We start from the raw sequence: 24,535 nt of genomic DNA on the forward strand, positions 1-24,535 counted from the left end.
AGTCGGGGCAGCCGGAGACAACGCGGCCATGGAGTCCTTCTTCAGCCTGCTGCAGAAGAACGTCCTCGACCGCCGGAGCTGGGCCACCCGCGAAGAACTCCGGATCGCGATCGTCACCTGGATCGAGCGGACCTACCACCGCCGCCGCAGACAAGCCGCACTCGGCCGCCTGACCCCCATCGAATTCGAGACCGTCATGACCCCACCGGCCCTCCAGGCCGCGTGACCGAACCTGTCACCCAAACCTGCAGCAGACCCCTGCTCGGCAACTGCTTGACGACTGAGTACCCGACTCCGAGCGCCCTGTTGAGCTTCGACGCTACGCCCAGGACGTCCTTGGCGAGCGCCATCTGCGCTTGAGAGTACTGGTCGGCCCAGGCCTCCTTGGCGGCGTCGAGAGCTGCCGGGTCGACGCTTTCACCACGCTCGGATGCTCGAACGGCGTCTCGGGCTGCGAAGCGGTAGGCGCGAGCCGTCGTGTTCAGAGCGGCGTAGAGATCGCGTTTGGCTTGCAGAGCTTGCTCCTGGCGCTCCCGCTCCTGTTTACGCTCAGCACGCTCGATTTGCTCCCGGCTGGCACGCTGGCTAAGCACAGCGCCACCCAGCGTTCCGCCGATCGTTCCTCCGACGCTGATCAGCGCGACGGCAAGCGTGGTCACATCCACGAGATCCCCCACCCATTAATTCGTCCGCCCGCACCTGACGGCGCTGGCACGGCAGCATGCTCAGGCTGCCTTGCGCCATGATCCAACCCGGGACGAGGATAGCGGCGCTCGGTTCTGCTCGACTCGGCTATCGGCGTGCGCGTGGTCGGCGCCTGGTTGGCCGGCTGCTCGCGCTGCCGCTGGCGGTGGCCGCATCACTCCTCGCGTGCCGCCCGTACGGCCTGCGGTACTCGGCGCTGTCGACCTGGGTGAACGACAGCGTGGACGCCACCGAGGTTGCCGAATGTGCGGTCCGGCTTCGATCCGGGGATGGCGTCCCTTCTCGTGGTGAGGGCGAAGTGCACTCATCTGCCGTTGCCAGGCAGTTGGCATCGAAGCCACGGCTCGCCCTTTTCCTCCGATTCGCCCGCGATGGCGGCACGGACATGGCAGCCTGTGATCGACAACGAAGGGACCGGAGATGCCTATTCTCATCTTCGCCGCTGCTGGTGCCCTCTTTGGAGGCGGCGCTGGCGGAGGTTGGTACATGTGGAAGCGTGGTCAGCAGGAAGCGGCTAAGCGGCTGCAACATCAGGACGCCGAGGCCGCGAAGCAGGCGCTTAGGGATGCCATCGACCTCGCTGACCTGCGTAGCAAGGCGCGAGAGGCAGGCTTGGACCCGGATGAGGTTGTTGCCGGATACGAGAAGTTGCGGGACTCGCAGTTGTCTCCCGAGGACGTGCTCAAGAGGTTGAGCCAGGCTGCCATCACCGGCTGAGCACTTTGTCCCGTCGTACGGACCTCCCGCATTCCGCGCAGTTTGTGGGTGGCGGTCACTCACGCGCGGTGAGTAGGACTCTGCGTTGGTGAATCCGTTCGCGTGTTAGGTGGCGCAGGCTAGTCGCGCTACAGGCGACCTCGCACACCAGGCGTGCCGGATGGGACGGAAGGCTGTCTGCTTGTCTTGTCGTCCCGCCCAACCCAGCGAGGGCGGGGCGTGGTCTCCTCGACCTCCTACTACCGGCTCTGGCAGGAGGCTCGCCTGCTGGCGCTGCCCCCTGCGGTGGCCGCCTCACCGCTCGCCCGGCGTTCGCACTCGGCGCTGTCGACGTGGCTGAACGCCGGCGAGGAGGCAATCACGGCGGGCAACAGCGTGGAGGTGCTGCTGAGCCGGTATGCCAAGTGCATTGACGGCCGGCAGGAGGTCGCGAACCGCCGGATCGAGGATCTGCTGCGCGAGTACGAGTGACGATCGGCGCGCTCCCGCGTGGACTGGCCCCTGGACGCGTCCGGGGCCTTTCGCCATATCTGCCCGCTGACCTGGTCTGATGCCCCAAGATCCCGTCCACGGATAGTCCACAGACCCCGTCCTAGACCCACTTCCGGCGGCACACGCCTGCGCATACGCAAAGACCCCGCATCCAGCGTCTTGGCTGGTGGCGGGGTCTTTTGGCACCTCGTGCGAGGTGCCCCCGGCAGGATTCGAACCTGCGCACACGGCTCCGGAGGCCGTTGCTCTATCCCCTGAGCTACGGGGGCGTGTCGGCCGCTGTGGCGGCGACGGGTGAAACCTTACCAGCCTGGAAGGGGTGTCCGTGTACAGGGTTTCCGGGGAGGCGGGTTGCTGGTGGGGAGGGGGTGCCGGGCGTGCCCCGCGCCGCGTGCCGGTGGCATAGCCCATGGCGGCGGCGCGTGTCCGGCGTACCGGTGCGGGGTCCCCCGGTCGGGGAAGGAATGGGGAAAACGCGGACGCATCCGATCCGGCGCGCCTAGGCTCTGAATGTGCCGGGCGAGTCCGGCCGGGTGCTTGTCGTCGACGACAACAAGGTCATCCGGCAGCTGATCAGGGTCAACCTCGAGCTGGAGGGCTTCGAGGTCGTGACCGCGGCCGATGGTGCCGAATGCCTGGACGTGGTGCAGCAGGTGCGCCCCGATGTGGTGACCCTGGACGTCGTCATGCCGCGGCTGGACGGGATACGGACGGCGGCCCGCCTCCGCTCGGACCCCCGCACCCGTGACGTGCGGATCGTCGTGGTCAGCGCCTGCACTCAGGCCGAGGTGGAGCGCGGCGTCGCCGCCGGGGTGGACGCCTTCCTCAGCAAGCCCTTCGAGCCCGGCGAGCTGCTCAGCGTGGTGCGCGGGCTCGTCGACAAGGACGTCGACGCACCCCAGCAAGGCGCGTCGGCGGGCACCCCGGGCACTGCCTGACGGCGGGTGACCAGGGATGACCAAAGGGTGAAACCCGTTCGCGTCGGTACCCCCCTCCTCGCCTACGCTTGCGTCTGTGACCCCCGCTGAGCTCTCCCGCACCGTGCTCGCCACGGTCCGTCGTGCCGTGGAGGCCGACGAGCTCAGCCTCGCGGGCCCGGTGCCCGAGCGGGTCGTCGTGCGCAGGCCGCCGCGGCCCGGGTGCGGGGACTACGCCACGAACGTGGCCCTGCAGCTGGCCCCCCTGACCGGCGTCGCGCCGCTCGCCGTCGCGGACGTCATCGGCCGCCGGCTCGCCGCCGCCCCCGGCATCGCCCGGGTGGACGTCGCCGCACCGGGGTTCCTCAACATCACCCTCCAGGGGGAGTCCTACGAGGCCCTCGTCGATCTCGTACGCGAGCAGGGCCACCGCTACGGGGTGGGGGAGCACGAGGCCGCGGCCCTCCCCGCACCCAGCGGCGAGGGCCGTGCCGACGCCTACGCCGCCGCCCTCCGCCGGCTCCACGCGGCCACCGGCATCGAGCCGCCCGCGCGGCGGCCGTACCCCGTACGGGAGACGCCGGACGAGCTGGCCGGCAGCCTCGGCGCCGACGCCACCGCCTGGGCGCTGCTGCGCCCGCCCGCCGAGGACGCCCCCCGCACCGACCCCGCGGCGCACCTGGCGCAGCGCGAGGACAACCCCCTGTTCCGGGTCCGGTACGCTCACGCCCGAAGCCGGGCCCTGTTGCGCAATGCCTACGACCTGGGCCTGGAACCCGGCGCCGAATCCGGCCGCCGGGATCCCGCGGAGACCGAACTGCTCGGCCTGATCGCCGACTTCCCCCGCACCGTGGAGGCCGCTGCCCGGCACGGCGCACCCGACCGGGTGGCGCGGTTGCTGGAGCGCACGGCCGATGCCTTCCTCCGTTTCCACGACGAGTGCCCGGCGCTGCCGAAGGGCGAGGAGAAACCCTCGGCCGTTCACGGGGCCCGCCTGGCGCTCGCCGACGCCGCCGGGACCGTGCTCGCCAACGGCCTGACCCTGCTCGGCATCAGCGCCCCCCGACACCTGTGAGAGCAGAGAGCACGAGACGATGAGCCGTTCCGCACACCCCGCCGGGCCCCGTTACGCCGACGTCCTCCCCGAGGGTCACTACGCGGCGCCGCCCGCCGACCTGAACACCCTGGACCCCCGGGTCTGGGCCCGTACCGTCACCCGCGACGCCGAGGGCGTCGCCACCGTCGGCGGACTGGACGTCCGCGGCCTCGCGGAGGAGTTCGGCACCCCCGCCTACATCCTGGACGAGGCCGACTTCCGGGCCCGCTGCCGTGCCTGGCGCGAGGCCTTCGGCGCGGACGCCGACGTCTTCTACGCGGGCAAGGCGTTCCTGTCCCGCGCCGTGGTGCGCTGGCTGAACGAGGAGGGGCTCAACCTCGACGTGTGCTCCGGCGGGGAACTGGCCGTGGCGCTGTCCGCGGGGATGCCGGCCGACCGGATCGCGCTGCACGGCAACAACAAGACCACCGAGGAGATCCGCCAGGCCGTCGAGGCCGGGGTGGGGCGGATCGTGGTGGACTCGTTCCAGGAGATCGTCCGGGTGGCGGACGCCGCGCAGAAGCTGGGCAGGCGGCAGCGGGTGCAGGTCCGCGTCACGGTCGGCGTCGAGGCGCACACCCACGAGTTCATCGCCACCGCGCACGAGGACCAGAAGTTCGGTTTCTCCCTGGGCGGCGGGGACGCGGCCGAGGCGGTGCGCCGGGTGCTGCGCCTGGACTCGCTCGAACTGGTCGGCATCCACTCGCACATCGGCTCGCAGATCTTCGACACCTCCGGCTTCGAGGTGGCGGCGCACCGGGTGACCGGCCTGCTGCGGCAGATCCGCGACGAGCACGGGGTGGAGCTGCCCGAGATCGACCTCGGCGGCGGCCTCGGCATCGCGTACACCCCGGACGACGACCCGCGCGAGCCGCACGAGATCGCCAAGTCGCTGGGGGAGATCGTCTCCCGCGAGTGCCGGGGCGCGGAGCTCGCCGTCCCGCGGCTGTCGGTCGAGCCGGGCCGGGCGATCGTGGGCCCGACGGCGTTCACCCTGTACGAGGTGGGGACGATCAAGCCGCTGGAGGGCCTGCGGACGTACGTGAGCGTGGACGGCGGCATGTCGGACAACATCCGCACCGCGCTGTACGACGCCGAGTACAGCGTCGCGCTGGTGTCGCGGTCGAGCGACGCCGAGCCGATGCTGAGCCGGGTCGTCGGCAAGCACTGCGAGTCGGGCGACATCGTGGTGCGCGACGCCTTCCTCCCCGCCGACCTGGCGCCCGGCGACCTGCTGGCGGTGCCGGCGACGGGTGCGTACTGCCGCTCGATGGCCAGCAACTACAACCACGCCCTGCGCCCCCCGGTGGTCGCCGTCAAGGACGGCGAGGCCCGGGTGATCGTCAGGCGCGAGACGGAAGAAGATCTCCTGCGTCTCGACGTCGGCTGACGTGAAATCTCACATCGAAGGAGACCGGTCTCGCGATCCGGACAGCACGTGGAAACTTCCGTCCGGTGCGTGAGACTGGGACCGTCCAAGAGGCTTGAAAAGCCGTAAACCGCGAAGCGAGGTCGGATGATGCGTACGCGTCCGCTGAAGGTGGCGCTGCTGGGCTGTGGTGTTGTCGGCTCAGAGGTGGCGCGCATCATGACGACGCACGCGGACGACCTCGCCGCGCGGATCGGCGCACCGGTGGAGCTCGCCGGCATCGCGGTACGGCGGCCCAACCGGGTGCGCGCGGGCGTGCCCGCCGAGCTGCTCACCACCGACGCGACCGCCCTGGTCAAACGCGGGGACATCGACGTGGTCGTCGAGGTGATCGGCGGCATCGAGCCCGCCCGCTCCCTGATCACCACCTCCTTCGAGCACGGCGCCAGCGTGGTGTCCGCCAACAAGGCGCTGCTGGCCGCCGACGGTGCCGCGCTGCACGCCGCGGCCGTCGAGCACGGGGTGGACCTCTACTACGAGGCCGCGGTCGCCGGCGCCATCCCGCTGATCCGCCCGCTGCGCGAGTCGCTGGCCGGCGACAAGGTCAACCGGGTGCTGGGCATCGTCAACGGCACGACCAACTTCATCCTCGACAAGATGGACACCACCGGCGCCGGCTACTCCGAGGCGCTGGACGAGGCCACCGCGCTGGGCTACGCCGAGGCCGACCCCACCGCCGACGTGGAGGGCTTCGACGCCGCCGCCAAGGCCGCGATCCTGGCGGGCATCGCCTTCCACACCCGGGTGACCATCGACGACGTGCACCGCGAGGGGATCACCGAGGTCACCGCGTCCGACATCGCCTCGGCCAAGAAGATGGGCTGCACGGTGAAGCTGCTGGCGATCTGCGAGCGCAGCGCCGACGGCCGTTCGGTCACCGCCCGCGTCCACCCGGCGATGATCCCGCTGACGCACCCGCTGGCCAGCGTGCGCGAGGCGTACAACGCGGTCTTCGTGGAGGCCGCGGCCGCCGGCCAGCTGATGTTCTACGGCCCCGGGGCGGGCGGCTCGCCGACGGCCTCCGCGGTGCTGGGCGACCTGGTGGCGACCTGCCGCAACAAGCTGGCCGCCACCACCGGGCCGGGGGAGTCGGCGTACGCGCAGCTCACCGTCAGCCCGATGGGTGACGTGGTGACGCGGTACCACATCAGCCTGGACGTGGCGGACAAACCGGGTGTCCTGGCCCAGGTGGCCACGGTCTTCGCCGAGCACCAGGTGTCGATCGACACCGTTCGTCAGCAGGGAAGGAATCCGGGCGGCGGCGACGGAGTCGTCGTCGAGCAGGGTGGTGGCGGGCGACGGGAGGGCGGGGAGGCGTCGCTCGTCGTCGTCACCCACCGGGCGCCGGACGCGGCGCTCGCGGCGACCGTCGAGGCGCTGCGCAAGCTCGACACCGTCCGGGGCGTCGCCAGCATCATGCGTGTGGAAGGGGAGTAATCCAGCGATGAACGCAGTGTCTGCCGGCCGCGTGCCGGCCACCCACCAGTGGCGCGGCCTCATCGAGGAGTACCGGGAGCGGCTCCCGGTCGGCGCGGCGACCCCCGTGGTCACGTTGCTGGAGGGCGGGACCCCGCTGGTCCCCGCCCAGGTGCTGTCCGAGCGCACGGGCTGCGACGTGTACCTGAAGGTGGAGGGCGCCAACCCCACCGGCTCCTTCAAGGACCGCGGCATGACCATGGCGATCTCCAAGGCGAAGGAGGAGGGCGCGCAGGCGGTCATCTGCGCCTCCACCGGCAACACCTCCGCCTCGGCCGCCGCGTACGCGGTGCGGGCCGGGATGGTGTGCGCCGTCCTGGTGCCGCAGGGCAAGATCGCGCTGGGCAAGATGGGCCAGGCGCTGGTGCACGGGGCGCGCATCCTTCAGGTGGACGGCAACTTCGACGACTGCCTGGACCTGGCCCGCGGCCTGTCCGACAAGTACCCGGTGGCGCTGGTCAATTCGGTGAACCCGGCCCGTATCGAGGGCCAGAAGACCGCCGCCTTCGAGATCGTGGACGCGCTCGGCGACGCGCCGGACATCCATGTGCTGCCGGTCGGCAACGCCGGGAACATCACCGCCTACTGGAAGGGCTACCGCGAATACCGCGCGGACGGCGTGTCGACGCGCAATCCGCGCATGTGGGGCTTCCAGGCCGCCGGCGCCGCGCCGATCGTGCTGGGCCACCCGGTGCGCCAGCCGCAGACGATCGCCACCGCGATCCGGATCGGCAACCCGGCGTCGTGGCAGTTCGCCGAGGAGGCGCGGGACGAATCCGGGGGCCTGATCGACTCGGTGACGGATCGTCAGATCCTGTCGGCGTACCGGCTGCTCGCCGCGCAGGAGGGCGTCTTCGTCGAGCCGGCCTCCGCCGCGAGCGTCGCCGGGCTGCTGAAGGCCGCCGAGCAGGGCGCGGTCGACCCTGGCCAGCGGATCGTCTGCACCGTCACCGGCAACGGCCTGAAGGACCCCGACTGGGCGGTCGCCGGCGCGCCGCAGCCCATCACGGTCCCGGTGGACGCCGACACCGCCGCGGACCGGCTCGGGCTGCTCTGACCCCACGGGACGACAGGGGCGCACGGAACCGCACGCGACACGCATCACGCGCTGTCCGTGCGCCCTATGTCGCAGGAGAACCTTCCTTCGATAGGCTTGCCCCACACCGGCGCCGCCGCACGCCGTTCTGGCCCATGCCATTGGCATCCTCCTCGCGGGATCCCCTTGGTACGGTCCCCCAAGTCCTCGCCGCCGTACGGCAACGATGCCGCGGCATCGCGAGGCAGAAACGCCCTGGAAACAAGGAGAGTCATCGAACGATGGCCGGACCAGCCTTCCGCGCCGCCGCCGTCCGAGTGCGGGTCCCCGCGACCAGCGCCAACCTCGGACCGGGCTTCGACGCCTTCGGCCTGGCGCTCGGACTCTACGACGACGTCGTGGTCCGGGTGGCCGACTCCGGTCTGCACGTCGACATTGCCGGCGAAGGCGCCGACTCGCTCTCCCGCGACGAGAACCACCTGGTCGTACGGTCCCTGCGCACCGCCTTCGACCTGCTCGGCGGTCAGCCGCGCGGCCTGGAGGTCGTGTGCGCCAACCGCATCCCGCACGGCCGCGGCCTCGGTTCCTCCTCCGCCGCCATCTGCGCGGGCATCATGGCCGCCCGCGCGGTGACGATAGGCGGGCAGGAGAAGCTCGACGACGCCGCGCTGCTGGAACTGGCCAACGAGATCGAGGGCCACCCGGACAACGTCGCCGCCTGTCTGCTCGGCGGCTTCACACTGGCCTGGACCGAGGGCGGGGCCGCCCACGCGGTCCGTATGGACCCCTGCGAGTCGGTCGTTCCGGTGGTCTTCGTGCCGGGCAGGCCGGTGCTGACCGAGACCGCCCGGGGGTTGCTGCCGCGCACCGTCCCGCACGTGGACGCCGCGGTCAACGCGGGACGCGCCGCACTCCTGGTCGAGGCCCTCACCCGGCGCCCCGACCTGCTGCTCCCCGCCACCGAGGACCGGCTGCACCAGGAGTACCGGGCGCCCGCGATGCCGGAGAGCACGGCACTGGTGAACCGGCTGCGCGCCGAGGGCGTCCCCGCTGTCATCTCGGGTGCGGGACCCACGGTGCTGGCGCTGGCGGACGAGGACACCGCCGACAAGGTCTCCCGGCTGGCGGCCGAGGGGTGGGCGGCGAACCGCCTGGCCCTCGACGCGGCGGGGGCGAGTGTGCTGCCGCTCGCTGTGGGGCAGTGACACGATTGCCGGTCGTAGAGAGGGGGAATGTTTGTTGGATCCGGTAGTGTTAATCTCATTGCTGCACCCGTGGACTCAGGCGCCCGCCTGCTGGACCTGTTGTCCCGGTGCCTTGTGTCCCGCATCGGGACCGCCCATTCTTCCGGGAGCCTCCCACACCGCATAGGCAGCCTGCCTGGGCAGTGCCGAGCACGCTCCGGAGACGGCGCGGGTGACGTTTCACCCGAGAGTGGACTCTCACCTCGCCGGTAACTGTGTTTTTTTGTTCCACATCATTTCCTCCGCCATCAGGCGGACCACCGCCCCGGGTCCGGCGTAAGTGATAAGGACCGGATCCGGACAGCACGACCGGTCGCCGAGCCAGACAGGCCGACGTCCGCTCCAGGGAAGGACCCTTCGTGAGCGACACCACCGATCTGATGGGCGTACGCGCAGACAGCCCTGTCGCCGCGTCCGATGCTGCCGCGCCTGCCACCGGTGCTGCCACTGCCCCCGCCGCGCGGCGCCGCCGCGCCGGTACCGGTCTTGACGGCATGGTCCTGGCCGAGCTGCAGCAGCTCGCCTCCGGTCTCGGCATCAAGGGCACCGCGCGGATGCGCAAGAGCCAGCTCATCGAGACCATCAAGGCCGCGCAGTCCGGCAGCGGCGCCAAGGCCACCGCCTCCGAGGGCGCGCCCGCCGCCGAGAAGCCGAAGCGCCGGGCGACCTCGCGCACCCGTACGGGTGAATCCGCCGAGGCCGGGAACCAGGGCGCCGAGCAGCAGCCGAAGCAGATCGAGATCCCCGGCCAGCCGGCCGGCGAGAAGACCGCACCCGCGGCCAAGGCCAAGGCGGAGTCCGCCAAGGCGGAGTCCGCCAAGGCCGAGCAGTCCGCCGAGGGCCGTGCCGAGGCCGCCGTGGACAGCGCCGAGGGCAGGTCCGGCGACGCCAAGGGCGGCGACGAGCGCCGCGAGAGCCGCCGCGACCGTCAGCGGGACCGTCAGCGCGACCGCCGCAAGGGCGGCGAGGACGGCGGCCAGCAGCGTCAGCAGCAGGGCGGCGGCCCCCAGGGCCAGCAGCAGGGCGGCGGTCCGCAGGGCGGCGGCCACCAGGACGACGACGAGTTCGACGGCAGCGGCCGCCGGCGCCGGGGCCGTTACCGCGACCGCCGCGGGCGGGGCGGCAACCGCCGCGACGACTTCGCGGGTGAGCCGCAGGTCGCCGACGACGACGTCCTGATCCCGGTCGCGGGCATCCTCGACATCCTCGACAACTACGCGTTCATCCGGACCTCGGGCTACCTGCCCGGCCCGAACGACGTGTACGTCTCGCTCGCCCAGGTCCGCAAGAACGGCCTGCGCAAGGGTGACCACGTCACCGGTGCCGTCCGGCAGCCGAAGGACGGCGAGCGCCGCGAGAAGTTCAACGCCCTGGTGCGCCTGGACTCCGTCAACGGCATGGCGCCGGAGAGCGGCCGCGGCCGTCCGGAGTTCGGCAAGCTCACCCCGCTGTACCCGCAGGAGCGGCTGCGGCTGGAGAACGAGCCCGGCCAGCTGATCACCCGGATCATCGACCTGGTCGCCCCGATCGGAAAGGGCCAGCGCGGCCTGATCGTGGCCCCGCCGAAGACCGGTAAGACGATCATCATGCAGGCCATCGCCAACGCGATCACCCGCAACAACCCCGAGTGCCACCTGATGGTCGTCCTCGTCGACGAGCGTCCGGAAGAGGTCACCGACATGCAGCGGTCGGTGAAAGGCGAGGTCATCTCCTCGACCTTCGACCGTCCCGCCGAGGACCACACCACCGTCGCCGAGCTCGCCATCGAGCGCGCCAAGCGGCTGGTGGAGCTGGGCCACGACGTCGTCGTCCTGCTGGACTCCATCACCCGTCTGGGCCGCGCGTACAACCTCGCGGCGCCCGCCTCCGGCCGCATCCTGTCCGGTGGTGTCGACTCGACCGCGCTGTACCCGCCGAAGCGCTTCTTCGGTGCCGCGCGCAACATCGAGGACGGCGGCTCGCTGACCATCCTGGCCACCGCGCTGGTCGAGACCGGCTCGCGCATGGACGAGGTGATCTTCGAGGAGTTCAAGGGCACCGGCAACATGGAGCTCAAGCTCGACCGGAAGCTCGCCGACAAGCGGATCTTCCCCGCGGTGGACGTCGACCCGTCCGGCACCCGCAAGGAGGAGATCCTGCTGGCTCCGGACGAGCTGAACATCGTCTGGAAGCTGCGCCGGGTGCTGCATGCGCTCGACTCGCAGCAGGCGATCGAGCTGCTGCTGGACAAGATGAAGCAGACCAAGTCCAACGCCGAGTTCCTGATGCAGATCGCCAAGACCACCCCGGGCGGCAACAACGACTGACGCCCCGGCGTCGGCACGGCCCAGGAGGCCGGTCCCGTCACTTCGGTGACGGGACCGGCCTTCCGTCGTCCCCGGCCGCTCGTGCGCGGCCGCTCGTGCCCGCCCGCGGCACCGACCGGATGGCTCTCACCTGCGGCGGATCCGGCGCGTCCCGAGGCGGGGCGCTCCCGGACCCGCTGTCATTGCCCTGTGCGGGCACCTCTCCCGTGCCTGATCGGGCACGGGAACGGGTACCCCAACCATGAGGAGCCGATCAGGACAGAGGAGCCGATGGCCGATCACGCGGACGACGGACGAGCCGCCCGGCGACGCCGGCGCAGCCCCCGCCGACGGGCCCTGCGGATCACCGCCTGGGTCGTGGCGACGTTCCTCCTGCTGGCCACCACCGCCGTCGGCTGCCTCTACCTCAAGCTCAACGGCAACATCAGGGGCATCGACATCAACGCCCTCCTCGGACGCGACCGGCCGGCCGACGTCGACAACGGCTCGATGGACATCCTCGTCCTCGGCTCCGACTCCCGCTCCGGCAGCAACCAGAAGGCCGGCGGCGGCCAGGACGACGGCACCGCCCGCTCCGACACCGCGATGATCGTCCACGTCTACCAGGGGCACCACCGGGCGAGCGTGGTGAGCATCCCCCGCGACACCCTCGTCGACCGCCCGGCGTGTGCCGAGCCCGGCGGCGGCACGGCCCCGCCCCGCCGGGGCGAGATGTTCAACGAGGCGTACTCGATCGGCGGCCCGGCCTGCGCGGTCAAGACGGCCGAGACGATGACCGGCATCCGCATGGACCACTACATCGAGGTCGACTTCTCCGGCTTCCAGCACCTCATCGACGCCCTCGGCGGCGTCACCGTCACCACCAGCCAGGCCATCAGCGACAACCGGAGCCATCTGCACCTGCCGGCCGGCACGCACCACCTCGACGGCAAGCAGGCCCTCGGCCTGGTCCGCACCCGTCACGGGGTGGGGGACGGCAGCGACCTGGGCCGGATAAGGCTGCAGCAGGCCTTCCTCAGCGCCCTGGTGGACCGGGTGAACAGCATCGGGCTGCTGAGCTCGCCGACCCGGCTCTACGAGATCGCCGACACCGCCACCGGCGCCATCACCACCGACTCGGAGCTGGCGTCGGTGAAGAAGCTGGTCGGCCTCGGGGAGAGCCTGAAGGACCTGGGCTCCAAGGACATCAACATGGTCACCATGCCGGTGCGCTACGACCCCGCCGACCCCAACCGCGTCCTGCCGATCCCCGACCAGGCCGAGCAGGTCTGGGCCGCGCTACGGGCCGACAAGCCGATCCCCAGGTCCGCCACGAAGGGCTCGGCGGGTGATGACGTCGACACGAACGGTGTGGTCAGGAGCTCCTCGCAGCCGTCCGCGACGGGATCGGAATAGATCGCCGCGGACCCCGGTTTGGGCAGATGCGGCCAGTGCTGGCAGACTGGTACGTCGGCCCCGGTTCACGTGACGCAAGCCCGCAGCACGACCCGGGACCCTCCCGAACACTAGGAGAATCCCTTGAAGCGCGACATCCACCCGGAGTACGTGGAGACGCAGGTCAGCTGCACCTGCGGCAACTCGTTCACCACCCGCAGCACCGTCACCGAGGGCGTCATCCGCGCCGACGTGTGCTCCGCGTGCCACCCGTTCTACACGGGCAAGCAGAAGATCCTCGACACCGGTGGCCGCGTGGCCCGCTTCGAGGCCCGCTTCGGCAAGGCGGCCGGGTCCGCCAAGAAGTAGCGACCCGAAAGCGCCGGTCCACGGCTGCCCGGATATCCTCCGGCGGCCGGACCGGCGCTTTGTCGTCCCAGGCTGGTACACCGGCGTTCACCCCTTCCAGAAGCAGGGATCCTGATGTTCGAGGCGGTCGAGGAACTGATCGGCGAGTACGCCGACCTCGAGAAGAAGCTTGCCGACCCGGCGGTCTTCGCCGACCAGGCCAACGCGCGCAAGCTCAACAAGCGCTACGCGGAGCTGACCCCCATCATCGGCACCTACCGCGGCTGGAAGCAGACCGGCGAGGACATCGGCACCGCGCGCGAACTGGCCGCGGACGACCCCGACTTCGCCGCCGAGGTGAAGGAGCTGGAGAAGCAGCGCGAGGAGCTCACCGAGCGCCTGCGGCTGCTGCTCGTCCCGCGTGACCCCAGCGACGACAAGGACGTGATCCTGGAGGTCAAGGCGGGCGAGGGCGGCGAGGAGTCCGCGCTGTTCGCCGGCGACCTCCTGCGCATGTACCTGCGCTACGCCGAGCGCCAGGGCTGGAAGACCGAGATCATCGACGCCAACGCCTCCGACCTCGGCGGCTACAAGGACGTCCAGGTCGCGGTGAAGACCAAGGGCGGCAACGGTGCCACCGAGCCCGGCCAGGGCGTCTGGGCCCGGCTGAAGTACGAGGGGGGCGTGCACCGCGTCCAGCGCGTGCCGGCCACCGAGTCGCAGGGCCGGATCCACACCTCCGCCGCCGGTGTGCTGGTGACCCCCGAGGCCGACGAGGTCGAGGTCGAGGTCAACGCCAACGACCTGCGGATCGACGTCTACCGCTCCTCGGGCCCCGGCGGCCAGTCGGTCAACACCACCGACTCCGCGGTGCGCATCACCCACCTGCCCTCCGGGCTGGTCGTCTCCTGCCAGAACGAGAAGAGCCAGCTGCAGAACAAGGAGTCGGCGATGCGCATCCTGCGCTCCCGGTTGCTGGCCGCCGCGCAGGAGGAGGCCGAGCGCGAGGCCTCCGACGCCCGCCGCAGCCAGGTGCGGACGGTGGACCGCAGCGAGCGCATCCGCACCTACAACTTCCCGGAGAACCGCATCTCCGACCACCGCGTCGGCTTCAAGGCGTACAACTTGGACCAGGTCCTCGACGGGGAACTGGACGCGGTGATCCAGGCCTGCGTCGACGCCGACTCGGCCGCCAAGCTGGCTGCCGCGGGCGACGGAAGCTGAACCGGAGGCGGAGAACGTGAACCTGCTGCTCGCCGAGGTCGCCCAGGCGACCCAGCGGCTGGCCGACGCCGGCGTTCCCTCGCCGCGGTTCGACGCCGAGGAGCTCGCGGCGTACGTGCACGGGGTGAAGCGCGGCGCGCTGCACACCGTCGCGGACGCCGACTTCGACGCGCGCTACTGGGAGGCCGTGGCCCGCCGTGAGGCCCGCGAGCCGCTGCAGCACATCACGGGCCGCGCGTTCTTCCGGTACCTGGAGCTCCAGGTGGGCCCCGGGGTCTTCGTGCCCCGCCCGGAGACCGAGTCGGTCGTCGGGTGGGCCATAGACGCCGTGCGCGCCATGGACGTCGCCGAGCCGCTCATCGTCGACCTGTGCACCGGTTCGGGCGCCATCGCGCTCGCCCTGGCGCAGGAGGTGCCGCGCAGCCGGGTGCACGCGGTGGAGCTGTCCGACGAGGCGCTGGTGTGGGCCCGCAAGAACGTCGAGGGCAGCAAGGTCGACCTGCGGCAGGGCAACGCCCTGGAGGCCTTCCAGGACCTCAACGGCCAGGTGGACCTGGTGATCTCCAACCCGCCGTACATCCCGCTCACCGAGTGGGAGCACGTGGCGCCGGAGGCCCGCGACCACGACCCCGAGATGGCGTTGTTCTCCGGTGAGGACGGCCTGGACACCATCCGCGGCATCGAGCGCACCGCGCACCGGCTGCTGCGGCCGGGCGGGGTCGTCGTCATCGAGCACGCCGACACCCAGGGCGGCCAGGTGCCCTGGATCTTCACCGAGGAGGCCGGCTGGGCGGACGCCGCCGACCACCCCGACCTCAACAACCGTCCCCGGTTCACCACTGCCCGCAAGGCGACGCCGTGACCACGGCGCCACACGTCATGGAGGTCTGCTGATGGCACGGCGTTACGACTGCTCGGACGCGACGGACCGGGTTGCCGGACTGCGCGAGGCCGCGTCCGCCGTACGCCGCGGCGAGCTCGTGGTGCTGCCCACCGACACCGTCTACGGGATCGGCGCGGACGCGTTCAACACCGAGGCCGTCGGCGACCTGCTGGAGGCCAAGGGCCGGGGCCGCAACATGCCCTCGCCCGTCCTGGTCGGCTCCCCGAACACCCTGCACGGCCTGGTCACCGACTTCAGCGAGCAGGCCTGGGAGCTGGTCGACGCCTTCTGGCCGGGCGCCCTCACCCTCGTCGCCCGTCACCAGCCGTCGCTCCAGTGGGACCTGGGGGACACCCGCGGCACCGTGGCCGTCCGCATGCCGCTGCACCCGGTCGCCATCGAACTGCTGACCGAGACCGGCCCGATGGCCGTCTCCAGCGCCAACCTGACCGGTCACCCCTCCCCGCAGGACTGCGACGCGGCGCAGGAGATGCTCGGCGACTCCGTCGCGATCTACCTCGACGGCGGCCCGACGCCCGCGGCCGTACCGTCCTCGATCGTGGACGTCACCGGCAAGGTGCCCGTCCTGCTGCGGGCGGGCGCGATCAGCGCGGAGCAGCTCCGTGAGGTCGTCCCCGACCTGGAGGTCGGCAATTGACACCGCCCATACCCGGGCAGTGGGATCACGGCGAGCGCCCGTTCCGCATCCTCCACGTCTGCACCGGCAACGTCTGCCGCTCGCCCATGGCCGAGCGGCTGACCCGGCACGAGCTGACGCTGCGGCTCGGTGACGGCGCCGCGGGGATCGTCGTGGAGAGCGCCGGCACCTGGGGGCACGAGGGCTCGCCGATGGAGGCGCACGCCGCCACGGTGCTCGCGGAGTACGCCGCCGACCCCACGGGGTTCCTCGGCCGCGAACTCCTCGACGACCACGTGATCGACGCCGACCTCGTTCTGACCGCGACCCGCGACCACCGCGCCCAGGTGATCTCCATGGGGCACGCGGCGGGGCTGCGCACCTTCACGCTCAAGGAGTTCACCCGGCTGGTGAAGGCGATAGACCCGGCGACGCTGCCGGAGGGCAGCGTGACCGAGCGCGCGCGGTCCCTGGTGCGCGCCGCGGCGGCCCTGCGCGGGTGGCTGCTGGCGCCCACCCCCGACGCGGACGAGGTGTACGACCCGTACGGCGCCCCGCTGACGTTCTTCCGCAGCATCGGCGAGGAGATCCACGACGCGCTGGACCCCGTCCTGACCGCGCTCACCGGGATGCCGGCGCCCACCGCCTGACCGCCCCGGGCGGAAGGTTTCAGCACGACGCACGTGGCCCTCGGGGCGGCTGCCGCGGCACGGCGGCGCGGCCCCTGGCGGAAACCCGGCCCCCGGTGGAGCACAACGCGGCGCGAAATGTCCGGAAGGGTGCAACAGTGGCAGGTGAGAACCTTCCCAGCCGCCCCCGGGAGCGCCGCCATGCCCACCGCGGAAGCGTCTTCACCCCACATAGTCACCCCCACGCTCCCGGCCTGGGGCCGCGGCTTCGACGAGCTGCGCGCCCATGACCCCGAGCTGGCCGACATCCTCCTCGGGGAGGCCCAGCGGCAGGCCTCGTGCCTGCAGTTGATCGCCGGCGAGAACTTCACCTCCCCGGCCGTCCTGACGGCGCTCGGCTCGCCGCTCGCCAACAAGTACGCCGAGGGCTACCCCGGTCACCGCCACCACGCCGGGTGCGAGCTGGTGGACCTGGCCGAGCGGCTGGCCGTCGAAAGGGCCACACGGTTGTTCGGAGCCGCGCACGCGAACGTGCAGCCCTACTCCGGCTCCTCGGCCGTGCTGGCCGCCTACGCGGCCCTCCTGGTCCCCGGTGACACCGTCCTGGCGATGTCGCTGGCCCACGGCGGCCACCTCACCCACGGATCCGAGTCGAACTTCTCCGGCCGCTGGTTCCGCTTCGCCGGCTACGGGGTGACGCGGGGCGAAACCTTCGAGGAGGGCGGCCTGATCGACTACGAGCAGTTGCGGGTCCTGGCCCACCGCCACCGCCCGAAGGCGATCGTCTGCGGCGGCATCGCCTACCCCCGGCACATCGACTACGCCGTCTTCCGGGAGATCGCGGACGACGTCGGCGCGTACCTGATAGTGGACGCCGCGCACACGCTCGGCCTGGTCGCCGGCGGGGCCGCCCCCAACCCGGTGCCGTACGCGGACGTGGTGTGCGCCACCACGCACAAGACGCTCCGCGGCCCGCGCGGCGGGCTGGTCCTGTGCGGCGCGGACCTGGCCCGGCGCATCGACCGGGCGGTCTTCCCGTTCTCGCAGGGCGGCCCCCACATGCACGCCGTCGCGGCGAAGGCGGTGGCCCTCGCGGAGGCGGCGCGGCCGGAGTTCGCACTCTACGCGCACCAGGTCGTCGCCAACGCCCGCACGCTCGCCGGGGCGCTCGCCGCGCGCGGCCTGCGCATCGCCACCGGCGGCACGGACACGCACCTGATCGCCGCCGACGTGTCGGCCCTGGGGGTCACCGGGATGCGCGCCCGCGGGCTGTGCGCGGCCGCCGGGATCGTGCTGGACAAGTACACGCTGCCGTACGACACGGAGCCCTGCGCGGCCGGTTCCGGCATCCGTCTGGGCACCGCGTCGGTGACCACCCAGGGGATGGGCGAGGAGCAGATGCCGCAGGTCGCGGACCTGATCGTGCGGGCGCTGCGGGAGGAGCGGGGACTGGCGGGCGAGGTCGCGGAACTGGTCGAGGGCTTCCCTCCGTACCCCGGCTGAGACGCGCTTCACAGGGGGCGCGGGCCGACCCCGGGAGTGGTGTGTGCAACCCTGGGTACCCGCTGTGAGTCTTCGTCTGTGTTTACAGTCGCCACCCGGACGCGAATAGGGTGTGGCCGTGCGCGAGTACCTCTTGACCCTCTGCGTGGCAGCCGCCGTGACCTACCTCCTCACGGGGCCGGTGCGGAAGTTCGCCATCGCGGCGGGCGCCATGCCCGAGATCCGTGATCGTGACGTCCACCGCGAACCCACGCCACGCCTCGGCGGCATCGCCATGTTCGGCGGTCTGTGCGCGGGCCTGCTGGTGGCGGCCCACCTGACCAACCTCAAGAGCGTCTTCGAGCTCTCCAACGAGCCACGGGCACTGCTCTCCGGCGCCGGGCTGATCTGGCTGCTGGGCGTGCTGGACGACAAGTGGGGCGTGGACGCGCTGATCAAGCTGGGCGCGCAGATGATCGCGGCCGGCGTGATGGTGCTGCAGGGTCTGACCGTGCTGTGGCTGCCGATCCCGGGCAAGGGCATCGTCGCGCTCACACCGGTGCAGTCGACCCTGCTGACCGTGGCCCTGGTCGTGATCACGATCAACGCGGTGAACTTCGTCGACGGACTCGACGGACTCGCGTCCGGAATGGTGTGCATCGCCGCGATCGCGTTCTTCATGTACGCCTACCGCATCTGGTACGGATACGGCATCGAGGCCGCCGCCCCGGCGACGCTGTTCAGCGCGATCCTCATCGGGATGTGCCTGGGCTTCCTGCCGCACAACTTCCACCCCGCGCGGATCTTCATGGGTGACTCGGGCTCGATGCTGATCGGCCTGGTGCTGGCCTCCGGCGCGATCTCCATCACCGGCCAGACCGACCCCGACGCCATCACCAACCTCACCGGCTCGACCCGGGACACCACGCACTTCATGGTGCCGGTCTACATGCCGCTGCTGCTGCCGCTGACGCTCATCGCGATCCCGGCGGCCGACCTGGTGCTGGCCATCGTGCGCCGCACCTGGAACGGGCAGTCGCCGTTCGCCGCCGACCGCGGCCACCTCCACCACCGGCTGCTGGACATCGGCCACTCGCACAGCCGGGCCGTGTGGATCATGTACTTCTGGTCCGCGCTGATCTCCTTCGGCGCGGTCGCCTTCTCGGTCAACTCCTCCAGCCTGTGGATCGTCCTGGGCATCGTGATGCTGAGCGCCATGGGACTGATCGCCCTGCTCATGCCGCGCTTCCGGCCCCGGGCCCCGCGCTGGGCCGAGGCGTTCGTCCCGCCGCGCTACCGCCGTACCCGGGTGGAGGCGGCGCAGGCGGCGCACGCCGCCGCGGCGGCCACGATCGCCGCGGGGGAGGCCCCCGGCGTCAACGGCGCGACCGCGCTCAGCGCACGGTCCCTGGTGGACGCCGGACGGGGCGCGGGCACCCGTCCGTAGGCCGGCCGCGCCGTAGCACAGCCGTGGTGCGGCGTCAGGTAGGCGCCACGACGGTTACTCCTTCCGTGTGACAGGTCACACACGAACCGGGTAAAGACCTCATCAAATAGTTTGTGATACCGTTCACGAGAACCCGGAATCAAGCCGAAAGACCCTAGTGCGATGGTCTTCCGGCGTGAGGCATGTCCTCGCAGCCGGGCTACCCTCGTCCTCGACGACCCCTGTACCCCAACCTCGCCGGAGGAGCTGCCGCCATGCAGTCCAACGACGTCCGAACGCTCCTGAACTGCGCCGTGCCCGCCGCTGCCGCGGGGGTGATCGCGGTGGCTGTGTCAGGCATGCTCGCGGGCGGCAAGGGCGCGATCGGCGCGGGCTTCGGCGCGGTGGTGGTGATCGTGTTCATGGGAATCGGTCTGACGGTGCTTCAGCGCACCGCCCGTTCCTATCCCACGCTGTTCCAGGCGATGGGCCTGATGCTCTACACCGTGCAGCTGCTGCTCCTGGCCATCGTGCTGGCCGTGTTCAAGCACACGACGCTGTTCGACACCCAGGTGTTCGCCTTCACCCTGCTCGGTACGACCCTGGTGTGGATCGCCGCCCAGGCCCGTGCTCATATGAAGACCAAGATGCTGTACGTGGAGCCCGGATCCGCCGGAACTCCGTCGTGAACAGCAGGGCCGGTGCGGGCGAACTTCCGCTCGTTTGCTATCGTCCGGTCTCAACTGCGGCAGAGCTGGCGCGGGTGGCAGTCATGCCTTCGCAACAGCCCTTCGGCTCAGCGCCCACCCGCCGCCCCCACATCCGTAAGACCAGTCCAGTGCCGTTCCGTGGCCACGTGCCGCGCCGACACGTAGAGGTTGCCGTACCTATGCGTCACGCTGAAGGAGCTCTCGGTGAGTGATGTAACGACGCTCGCCTTCGAGACGAACTGCCACATCTTCGACGGGTGCGGCTTCCCGGCCCCCGGCCTGCACTCCTTCCTCTTCAAGCCGTTGATCGGCGACGCGGACAGCAGCGCCTACTTCAACAAGACGATGCTGCTGGCGCTGCTGGGCAGCATCGTGATCGTCGGCTTCTTCTGGGCTGCCTTCGCCAAGCCGAAGATCGTCCCCGGCAAGCTGCAGATGGTCGCCGAGGCCGGCTACGACTTCGTGCGCCGCGGGATCGTCTACGAGACGATCGGCAAGCGTGACGGCGAGAAGTACGTGCCCTTCATGGTGGCGCTGTTCTTCTTCGTCTGGATCATGAACCTGTGGTCGATCGTGCCGATCGCCCAGTTCCCCGTCACGGCGATCATCAGCTACCCGGCCGCGCTGGCCGCGATCGTCTACGTCACGTGGATGTCGCTGACCTTCAAGAAGCACGGCTTCGTCGGCGGCTGGAAGAACATCACCGGCTACGACAAGAACCTCGGCGCGGTGCTGCCGATGGTCGTCGGCCTGGAGTTCCTCTCCAACGTGATCGTCCGGCCGTTCACGCACGCGGTGCGACTGTTCGCCAACATGTTCGCGGGTCACGTCCTGCTGCTGCTGTTCACCATCGCCAGCTGGTACCTGCTCAACGGGATCGGCATCGCCTACGCCGGTGTCTCGTTCGTGATGGTCATCGTGATGACCGCCTTCGAGCTCTTCATCCAGGCCGTCCAGGCGTACGTCTTCGTGCTGCTGGCCTGCTCCTACGTCCAGGGCGCGCTCGCCGAGCACCACTGAGCACCCGCGCGACGCACAGCCCCCCGATTGTCCGGTGGCCAACCCCCACCGGTCCGTGAAAGAGAAGGAAGAAACAGCATGTCCGCTGTGAACCTCGCCGCCACCCAGATCCTCGGCAACCTGGGCTCCATCGGCTACGGCCTCGCGGCCATCGGCCCCGGCGTCGGCATCGGCATCATCTTCGGCAACGGTACGCAGGCCCTCGCCCGCCAGCCCGAGGCCGCCGGCCTGATCCGCGCCAACCAGATCCTCGGCTTCGCCTTCTGTGAGGCGCTCGCGCTGATCGGTCTGGTCATGCCGTTCGTCTACCCGACCTCCTGAGTCCGGGCTGACGAGACCAACCCCTTTCGACGGAAGGCACTGATGTGAACGCCCTGGCACAGCTGGCGGCCGAGGAGGCGGAGAACCCCCTCATCCCGCCGATCCCAGAGCTCGTCATCGGTCTCATCGCCTTCGCCATCGTCTTCTTCTTCCTCGCCAAGAAGCTCCTCCCGAACATCAACAAGGTTCTGGACGAGCGGCGCGAGGCCATCGAGGGCGGCATGGAGAAGGCCGAGGCCGCACAGGCCGAGGCTCAGCGGACCCTCGAGGAGTACAAGCAGTCGCTCTCCGAGGCCCGCCACGAGGCCGCGCGTCTGCGCCAGGAGGCGCAGGAGCAGGGCGCCGCGCTCATCGCCGAGATGCGCGCGGAAGGCCAGCGGCAGCGTGAGGAGATCATCGCCGCCGGTCACGCCCAGATCGAGGCCGACCGCCGGTCCGCCGCGCACGCCCTGCGCCAGGACGTCGGCAAGCTCGCCACCGACCTGGCCGGCAAGATCGTCGGTGAGTCCCTCGAGGACACCGCCCGCCAGAGCCGCGTGATCGACCGCTTCCTCGACGAGCTCGAGGAGAAGGCCGAGGCCGCGCGATGAACGGAGCGAGCCGCGAGGCACTGGCCACCGCGCGCGAGCGCCTCGACGCGCTGGCGGACAACACGTCCGTCGACGCGGCGAAGCTCGCCGAGGAGCTGGCCGCCGTCACGGGGCTGCTCGACCGCGAGGGTTCGCTGCGCCGCGCCTTGACCGACCCCGCGCAGCCGGGAGAGGCCAAGGCGGGCCTGGCGCAGGCGGTCCTCGGCGGGCAGATCGGCGGCGAGACGTCCGACCTGGTCGCGGGCATGGTCCGCAGCCGCTGGTCGCAGTCGCGTGATCTGACCGACGCGCTGGAGGAGCTGTCCTACGGCGCCGACCTGATCGCCGCGGAGCGTGCGGGCGTCCTCGACGACGTCGAGGACGAGCTGTTCCGCTTCGGCCGCATCGTCTCCGGCAGCAGCGAGCTGCGGGCGGCGCTGACCGACCGTGCCGCGGGGACCCAGGCGAAGGCGGCCCTGCTGCACTCGCTGCTGGGCGGCCGCGCCAACCCGGTCACCGAGCGGATCGTGGTCCGTCTCGTGACCCACCCGCGAGGCCGTAGCCTGGAGGCAGGGATCGACGCCCTGTCCAAGCTGGCGGCGGCGCGCCGTAACCGCACGGTTGCGGTCGTGGTCTCGGCGGTTCCGCTGAGCGACCGGCAGAAGCAGCGCCTCGGCGCCGCGCTGGCCACGATCTACGGCCGGCAGGTGCACCTGAACCTCGACGTGGACCCCGCGGTCCGCGGCGGCATCTCGGTTCGGGTCGGCGACGAGGTCATCGACGGGACCATCGCGGACCGCCTCGAAGAGGCGAGTCGGCGGATGGCCGGCTGAACCAGCCACCAACTCAAAGAGCAGTACCAGCGGCCCGAGTTGGGCCGTAGCGAATACTTCGGGCCCAACAAGGAGAGCAGGGAACCCAGATGGCGGAGCTCACGATCCGGCCGGAGGAGATCCGGGACGCGCTGGAGAACTTCGTCCAGTCGTACAAGCCGGACGCGGCCTCGCGCGAGGAGGTCGGAACGGTCAGCCTGGCCGGCGACGGTATCGCCAAGGTCGAGGGTCTGCCCTCGGTCATGGCGAACGAGCTGCTGAAGTTCGAGGACGGCACCCTCGGTCTCGCCCTCAACCTCGAGGAGCGCGAGATCGGTGCGATCGTCCTCGGCGAGTTCAGCGGCATCGAGGAGGGCCAGCCGGTGCAGCGCACCGGTGAGGTGCTCTCCGTCGCGGTCGGCGAGGGATACCTGGGTCGCGTCGTCGACCCGCTCGGCAACCCGATCGACGGCCTCGGCGAGATCGAGACCGACGGCCGCCGCGCCCTGGAGCTCCAGGCTCCCGGCGTCATGGCCCGTAAGTCCGTGCACGAGCCGATGCAGACCGGCCTCAAGGCCGTCGACGCGATGACCCCGATCGGCCGCGGTCAGCGTCAGCTGATCATCGGCGACCGCCAGACCGGCAAGACCGCCCTGGCGATCGACACGATCATCAACCAGCGTGACAACTGGCGTTCCGGCGACCCCAAGAAGCAGGTCCGCTGCATCTACGTCGCCATCGGCCAGAAGGGCTCCACCATCGCCGGCGTGCGCGCCGCGCTGGAGGAGGCCGGCGCCCTGGAGTACACCACGATCGTGGCGGCCCCGGCGTCCGACCCGGCCGGCTTCAAGTACCTCGCCCCGTACACCGGCTCGGCCATCGGCCAGCACTGGATGTACGACGGCAAGCACGTCCTGATCGTCTTCGACGACCTGTCCAAGCAGGCCGACGCCTACCGCGCCGTCTCCCTGCTGCTGCGCCGCCCGCCGGGCCGTGAGGCCTACCCGGGTGACGTCTTCTACCTGCACTCCCGCCTGCTGGAGCGCTGCGCCAAGCTCTCCGACGAGCTGGGCGCCGGCTCGATGACCGGTCTGCCGGTCGTCGAGACCAAGGCCAACGACGTCTCGGCGTTCATCCCGACCAACGTCATCTCGATCACCGACGGCCAGTGCTTCCTGGAGTCCGACCTGTTCAACGCGGGCCAGCGCCCGGCGCTGAACGTCGGTATCTCGGTCTCCCGAGTCGGTGGCTCGGCGCAGATCAAGGCCATGAAGTCGGTCGCCGGCCGACTGCGCGTGGACCTCGCCCAGTACCGCGAGCTGGAGGCGTTCGCCGCCTTCGGTTCCGACCTGGACGCGGCCTCCAAGGCGCAGCTGGAGCGCGGCAAGCGCATGGTCGAGCTGCTGAAGCAGGGCCAGTACGCCCCGTTCCCGATCGAGGACCAGGTCGTCTCCATCTGGGCCGGCACCACCGGCAAGCTGGACGACGTGCCCGTCGAGGACATCCGCCGCTTCGAGCGCGAGCTGCTGGACTACCTCCGCCGCGAGAAGAAGGACCTCCTGCTGAGCATCGCCGAGACCGGCAAGCTCGGCGACGACACGGTCGAGGCCCTGACCGACGCGGTCGCGGAGTTCAAGAAGCAGTTCGAGACCTCGGACGGCAAGCTGCTGGGTGAGGGCTGA

At 70.8% G+C, this 24,535-nt stretch carries 24 protein-coding genes, 1 tRNA gene and 1 pseudogene; 24 read left to right on the forward strand and 2 right to left on the reverse strand.

All coding sequences use genetic code 11. The features are described 5' to 3' along the window. Positions 1–226 (forward strand): integrase core domain-containing protein (locus PV341_RS16780; RefSeq protein WP_500358236.1); only part of this gene is annotated, 226 nt, incomplete at its 5' end. On the opposite strand, the gene PV341_RS16785 is transcribed toward PV341_RS16780, so the two are convergent. Next, positions 195–677: a hypothetical protein gene (locus PV341_RS16785; protein ID WP_500358238.1), complete on the reverse strand. Its 483-nt coding sequence runs from the start codon at positions 675–677 to the stop codon at positions 195–197. The genes PV341_RS16780 and PV341_RS16785 overlap by 32 nt on opposite strands. Positions 678–1,125: 448 nt before the next feature. Between PV341_RS16785 and PV341_RS16790 the strand changes: the two genes are divergently transcribed. Next, positions 1,126–1,422 carry a hypothetical protein gene (locus tag PV341_RS16790; protein ID WP_500358239.1) on the forward strand — a complete coding sequence of 99 codons (297 nt, stop codon included), beginning with the start codon at positions 1,126–1,128 and terminating at the stop codon, positions 1,420–1,422. A gap of 204 nt (positions 1,423–1,626) precedes the next feature. After that, positions 1,627–1,893, forward strand: a pseudogene (locus PV341_RS16795) (tyrosine-type recombinase/integrase); the annotation flags it as partial. Positions 1,894–2,111: 218 nt separating this feature from the next. Here the strand turns inward: PV341_RS16795 and PV341_RS16800 are convergent. Next, positions 2,112–2,183: transfer RNA gene (locus PV341_RS16800), tRNA-Arg, on the reverse strand. 237 nt (positions 2,184–2,420) lie between these two features. Between PV341_RS16800 and PV341_RS16805 the strand changes: the two genes are divergently transcribed. The 21 genes from PV341_RS16805 to atpA all read left to right on the forward strand — a co-directional run bounded on the left by PV341_RS16805 (position 2,421) and on the right by atpA (position 24,535). Then, positions 2,421–2,852: a response regulator gene (locus PV341_RS16805; RefSeq protein ID WP_500325568.1), complete on the forward strand. Its 432-nt coding sequence runs from the start codon at positions 2,421–2,423 to the stop codon at positions 2,850–2,852. A gap of 76 nt (positions 2,853–2,928) precedes the next feature. Then, entirely contained in the window at positions 2,929–3,906 is a 978-nt protein-coding gene (gene nrtL / locus PV341_RS16810) for an ArgS-related anticodon-binding protein NrtL (protein ID WP_500358241.1), read from the forward strand. Positions 3,907–3,925: 19 nt separating this feature from the next. After that, positions 3,926–5,317, forward strand: coding sequence for a diaminopimelate decarboxylase (gene lysA, locus PV341_RS16815; protein ID WP_500358242.1), 1,392 nt, complete (start codon positions 3,926–3,928; stop codon positions 5,315–5,317). 126 nt (positions 5,318–5,443) lie between these two features. Beyond that, entirely contained in the window at positions 5,444–6,793 is a 1,350-nt protein-coding gene (locus PV341_RS16820; protein ID WP_500325366.1) for a homoserine dehydrogenase, read from the forward strand. 7 nt (positions 6,794–6,800) lie between these two features. Beyond that, complete coding sequence (thrC, locus tag PV341_RS16825; RefSeq protein ID WP_500325364.1) at positions 6,801–7,889, forward strand: threonine synthase; 1,089 nt, start codon at positions 6,801–6,803, stop codon at positions 7,887–7,889. Positions 7,890–8,149: 260 nt separating this feature from the next. Next, positions 8,150–9,073, forward strand: coding sequence for a homoserine kinase (thrB, locus tag PV341_RS16830; protein WP_500325362.1), 924 nt, complete (start codon positions 8,150–8,152; stop codon positions 9,071–9,073). A 398-nt stretch (positions 9,074–9,471) separates the two neighbouring features. Continuing rightward, on the forward strand, positions 9,472–11,418 hold the full coding sequence (gene rho, locus PV341_RS16835; RefSeq protein WP_500358243.1) for a transcription termination factor Rho: 1,947 nt from the start codon (positions 9,472–9,474) through the stop codon (positions 11,416–11,418). 270 nt (positions 11,419–11,688) lie between these two features. Next, the gene (locus tag PV341_RS16840) at positions 11,689–12,813 is read left to right on the forward strand and encodes an LCP family protein (protein WP_500325359.1); all 1,125 of its coding nucleotides are present in this window, start codon (positions 11,689–11,691) and stop codon (positions 12,811–12,813) included. A gap of 123 nt (positions 12,814–12,936) precedes the next feature. Further along, on the forward strand, positions 12,937–13,161 hold the full coding sequence (gene rpmE, locus PV341_RS16845; protein WP_431965655.1) for a 50S ribosomal protein L31: 225 nt from the start codon (positions 12,937–12,939) through the stop codon (positions 13,159–13,161). Positions 13,162–13,275: 114 nt separating this feature from the next. Then, positions 13,276–14,364 carry a peptide chain release factor 1 gene (prfA, locus tag PV341_RS16850; RefSeq protein WP_499514030.1) on the forward strand — a complete coding sequence of 363 codons (1,089 nt, stop codon included), beginning with the start codon at positions 13,276–13,278 and terminating at the stop codon, positions 14,362–14,364. A 16-nt stretch (positions 14,365–14,380) separates the two neighbouring features. Beyond that, positions 14,381–15,226, forward strand: coding sequence for a N5-glutamine methyltransferase family protein (gene prmC, locus PV341_RS16855; protein ID WP_499514031.1), 846 nt, complete (start codon positions 14,381–14,383; stop codon positions 15,224–15,226). A gap of 31 nt (positions 15,227–15,257) precedes the next feature. Beyond that, positions 15,258–15,905 carry an L-threonylcarbamoyladenylate synthase gene (locus PV341_RS16860; protein ID WP_500325356.1) on the forward strand — a complete coding sequence of 216 codons (648 nt, stop codon included), beginning with the start codon at positions 15,258–15,260 and terminating at the stop codon, positions 15,903–15,905. Next, on the forward strand, positions 15,902–16,534 hold the full coding sequence (locus PV341_RS16865; protein ID WP_499514033.1) for an arsenate reductase/protein-tyrosine-phosphatase family protein: 633 nt from the start codon (positions 15,902–15,904) through the stop codon (positions 16,532–16,534). The genes PV341_RS16860 and PV341_RS16865 overlap by 4 nt, the downstream gene beginning before the upstream one ends. A 180-nt stretch (positions 16,535–16,714) precedes the next feature. Further along, positions 16,715–18,016, forward strand: coding sequence for a serine hydroxymethyltransferase (gene glyA, locus PV341_RS16870; protein WP_500325354.1), 1,302 nt, complete (start codon positions 16,715–16,717; stop codon positions 18,014–18,016). Positions 18,017–18,134: 118 nt separating this feature from the next. Further along, entirely contained in the window at positions 18,135–19,442 is a 1,308-nt protein-coding gene (locus PV341_RS16875; protein WP_500325352.1) for an MraY family glycosyltransferase, read from the forward strand. Positions 19,443–19,696: 254 nt separating this feature from the next. After that, positions 19,697–20,110 carry a Cg1360 family ATP-synthase-associated protein gene (locus PV341_RS16880; RefSeq protein WP_499514036.1) on the forward strand — a complete coding sequence of 138 codons (414 nt, stop codon included), beginning with the start codon at positions 19,697–19,699 and terminating at the stop codon, positions 20,108–20,110. A gap of 210 nt (positions 20,111–20,320) precedes the next feature. After that, entirely contained in the window at positions 20,321–21,151 is an 831-nt protein-coding gene (atpB, locus tag PV341_RS16885; protein WP_431965728.1) for a F0F1 ATP synthase subunit A, read from the forward strand. Between the two features lie 78 nt (positions 21,152–21,229). Further along, positions 21,230–21,472 carry an ATP synthase F0 subunit C gene (gene atpE, locus PV341_RS16890; protein WP_018563527.1) on the forward strand — a complete coding sequence of 81 codons (243 nt, stop codon included), beginning with the start codon at positions 21,230–21,232 and terminating at the stop codon, positions 21,470–21,472. Positions 21,473–21,516: 44 nt separating this feature from the next. Then, complete coding sequence (locus tag PV341_RS16895) at positions 21,517–22,062, forward strand: F0F1 ATP synthase subunit B (RefSeq protein WP_018563526.1); 546 nt, start codon at positions 21,517–21,519, stop codon at positions 22,060–22,062. Then, complete coding sequence (locus tag PV341_RS16900; protein ID WP_500325350.1) at positions 22,059–22,874, forward strand: F0F1 ATP synthase subunit delta; 816 nt, start codon at positions 22,059–22,061, stop codon at positions 22,872–22,874. Before PV341_RS16895 ends, PV341_RS16900 begins: the two co-directional genes overlap by 4 nt. An 89-nt stretch (positions 22,875–22,963) precedes the next feature. Next, positions 22,964–24,535 (forward strand): F0F1 ATP synthase subunit alpha, encoded by a 1,572-nt coding sequence (atpA, locus tag PV341_RS16905; RefSeq protein ID WP_431965637.1) that lies wholly within the window; start codon positions 22,964–22,966, stop codon positions 24,533–24,535.

Origin of the sequence: Streptomyces sp. PA03-1a (assembly GCF_033792805.1) — a bacterium.
GTDB lineage: Bacteria > Actinomycetota > Actinomycetes > Streptomycetales > Streptomycetaceae > Actinacidiphila.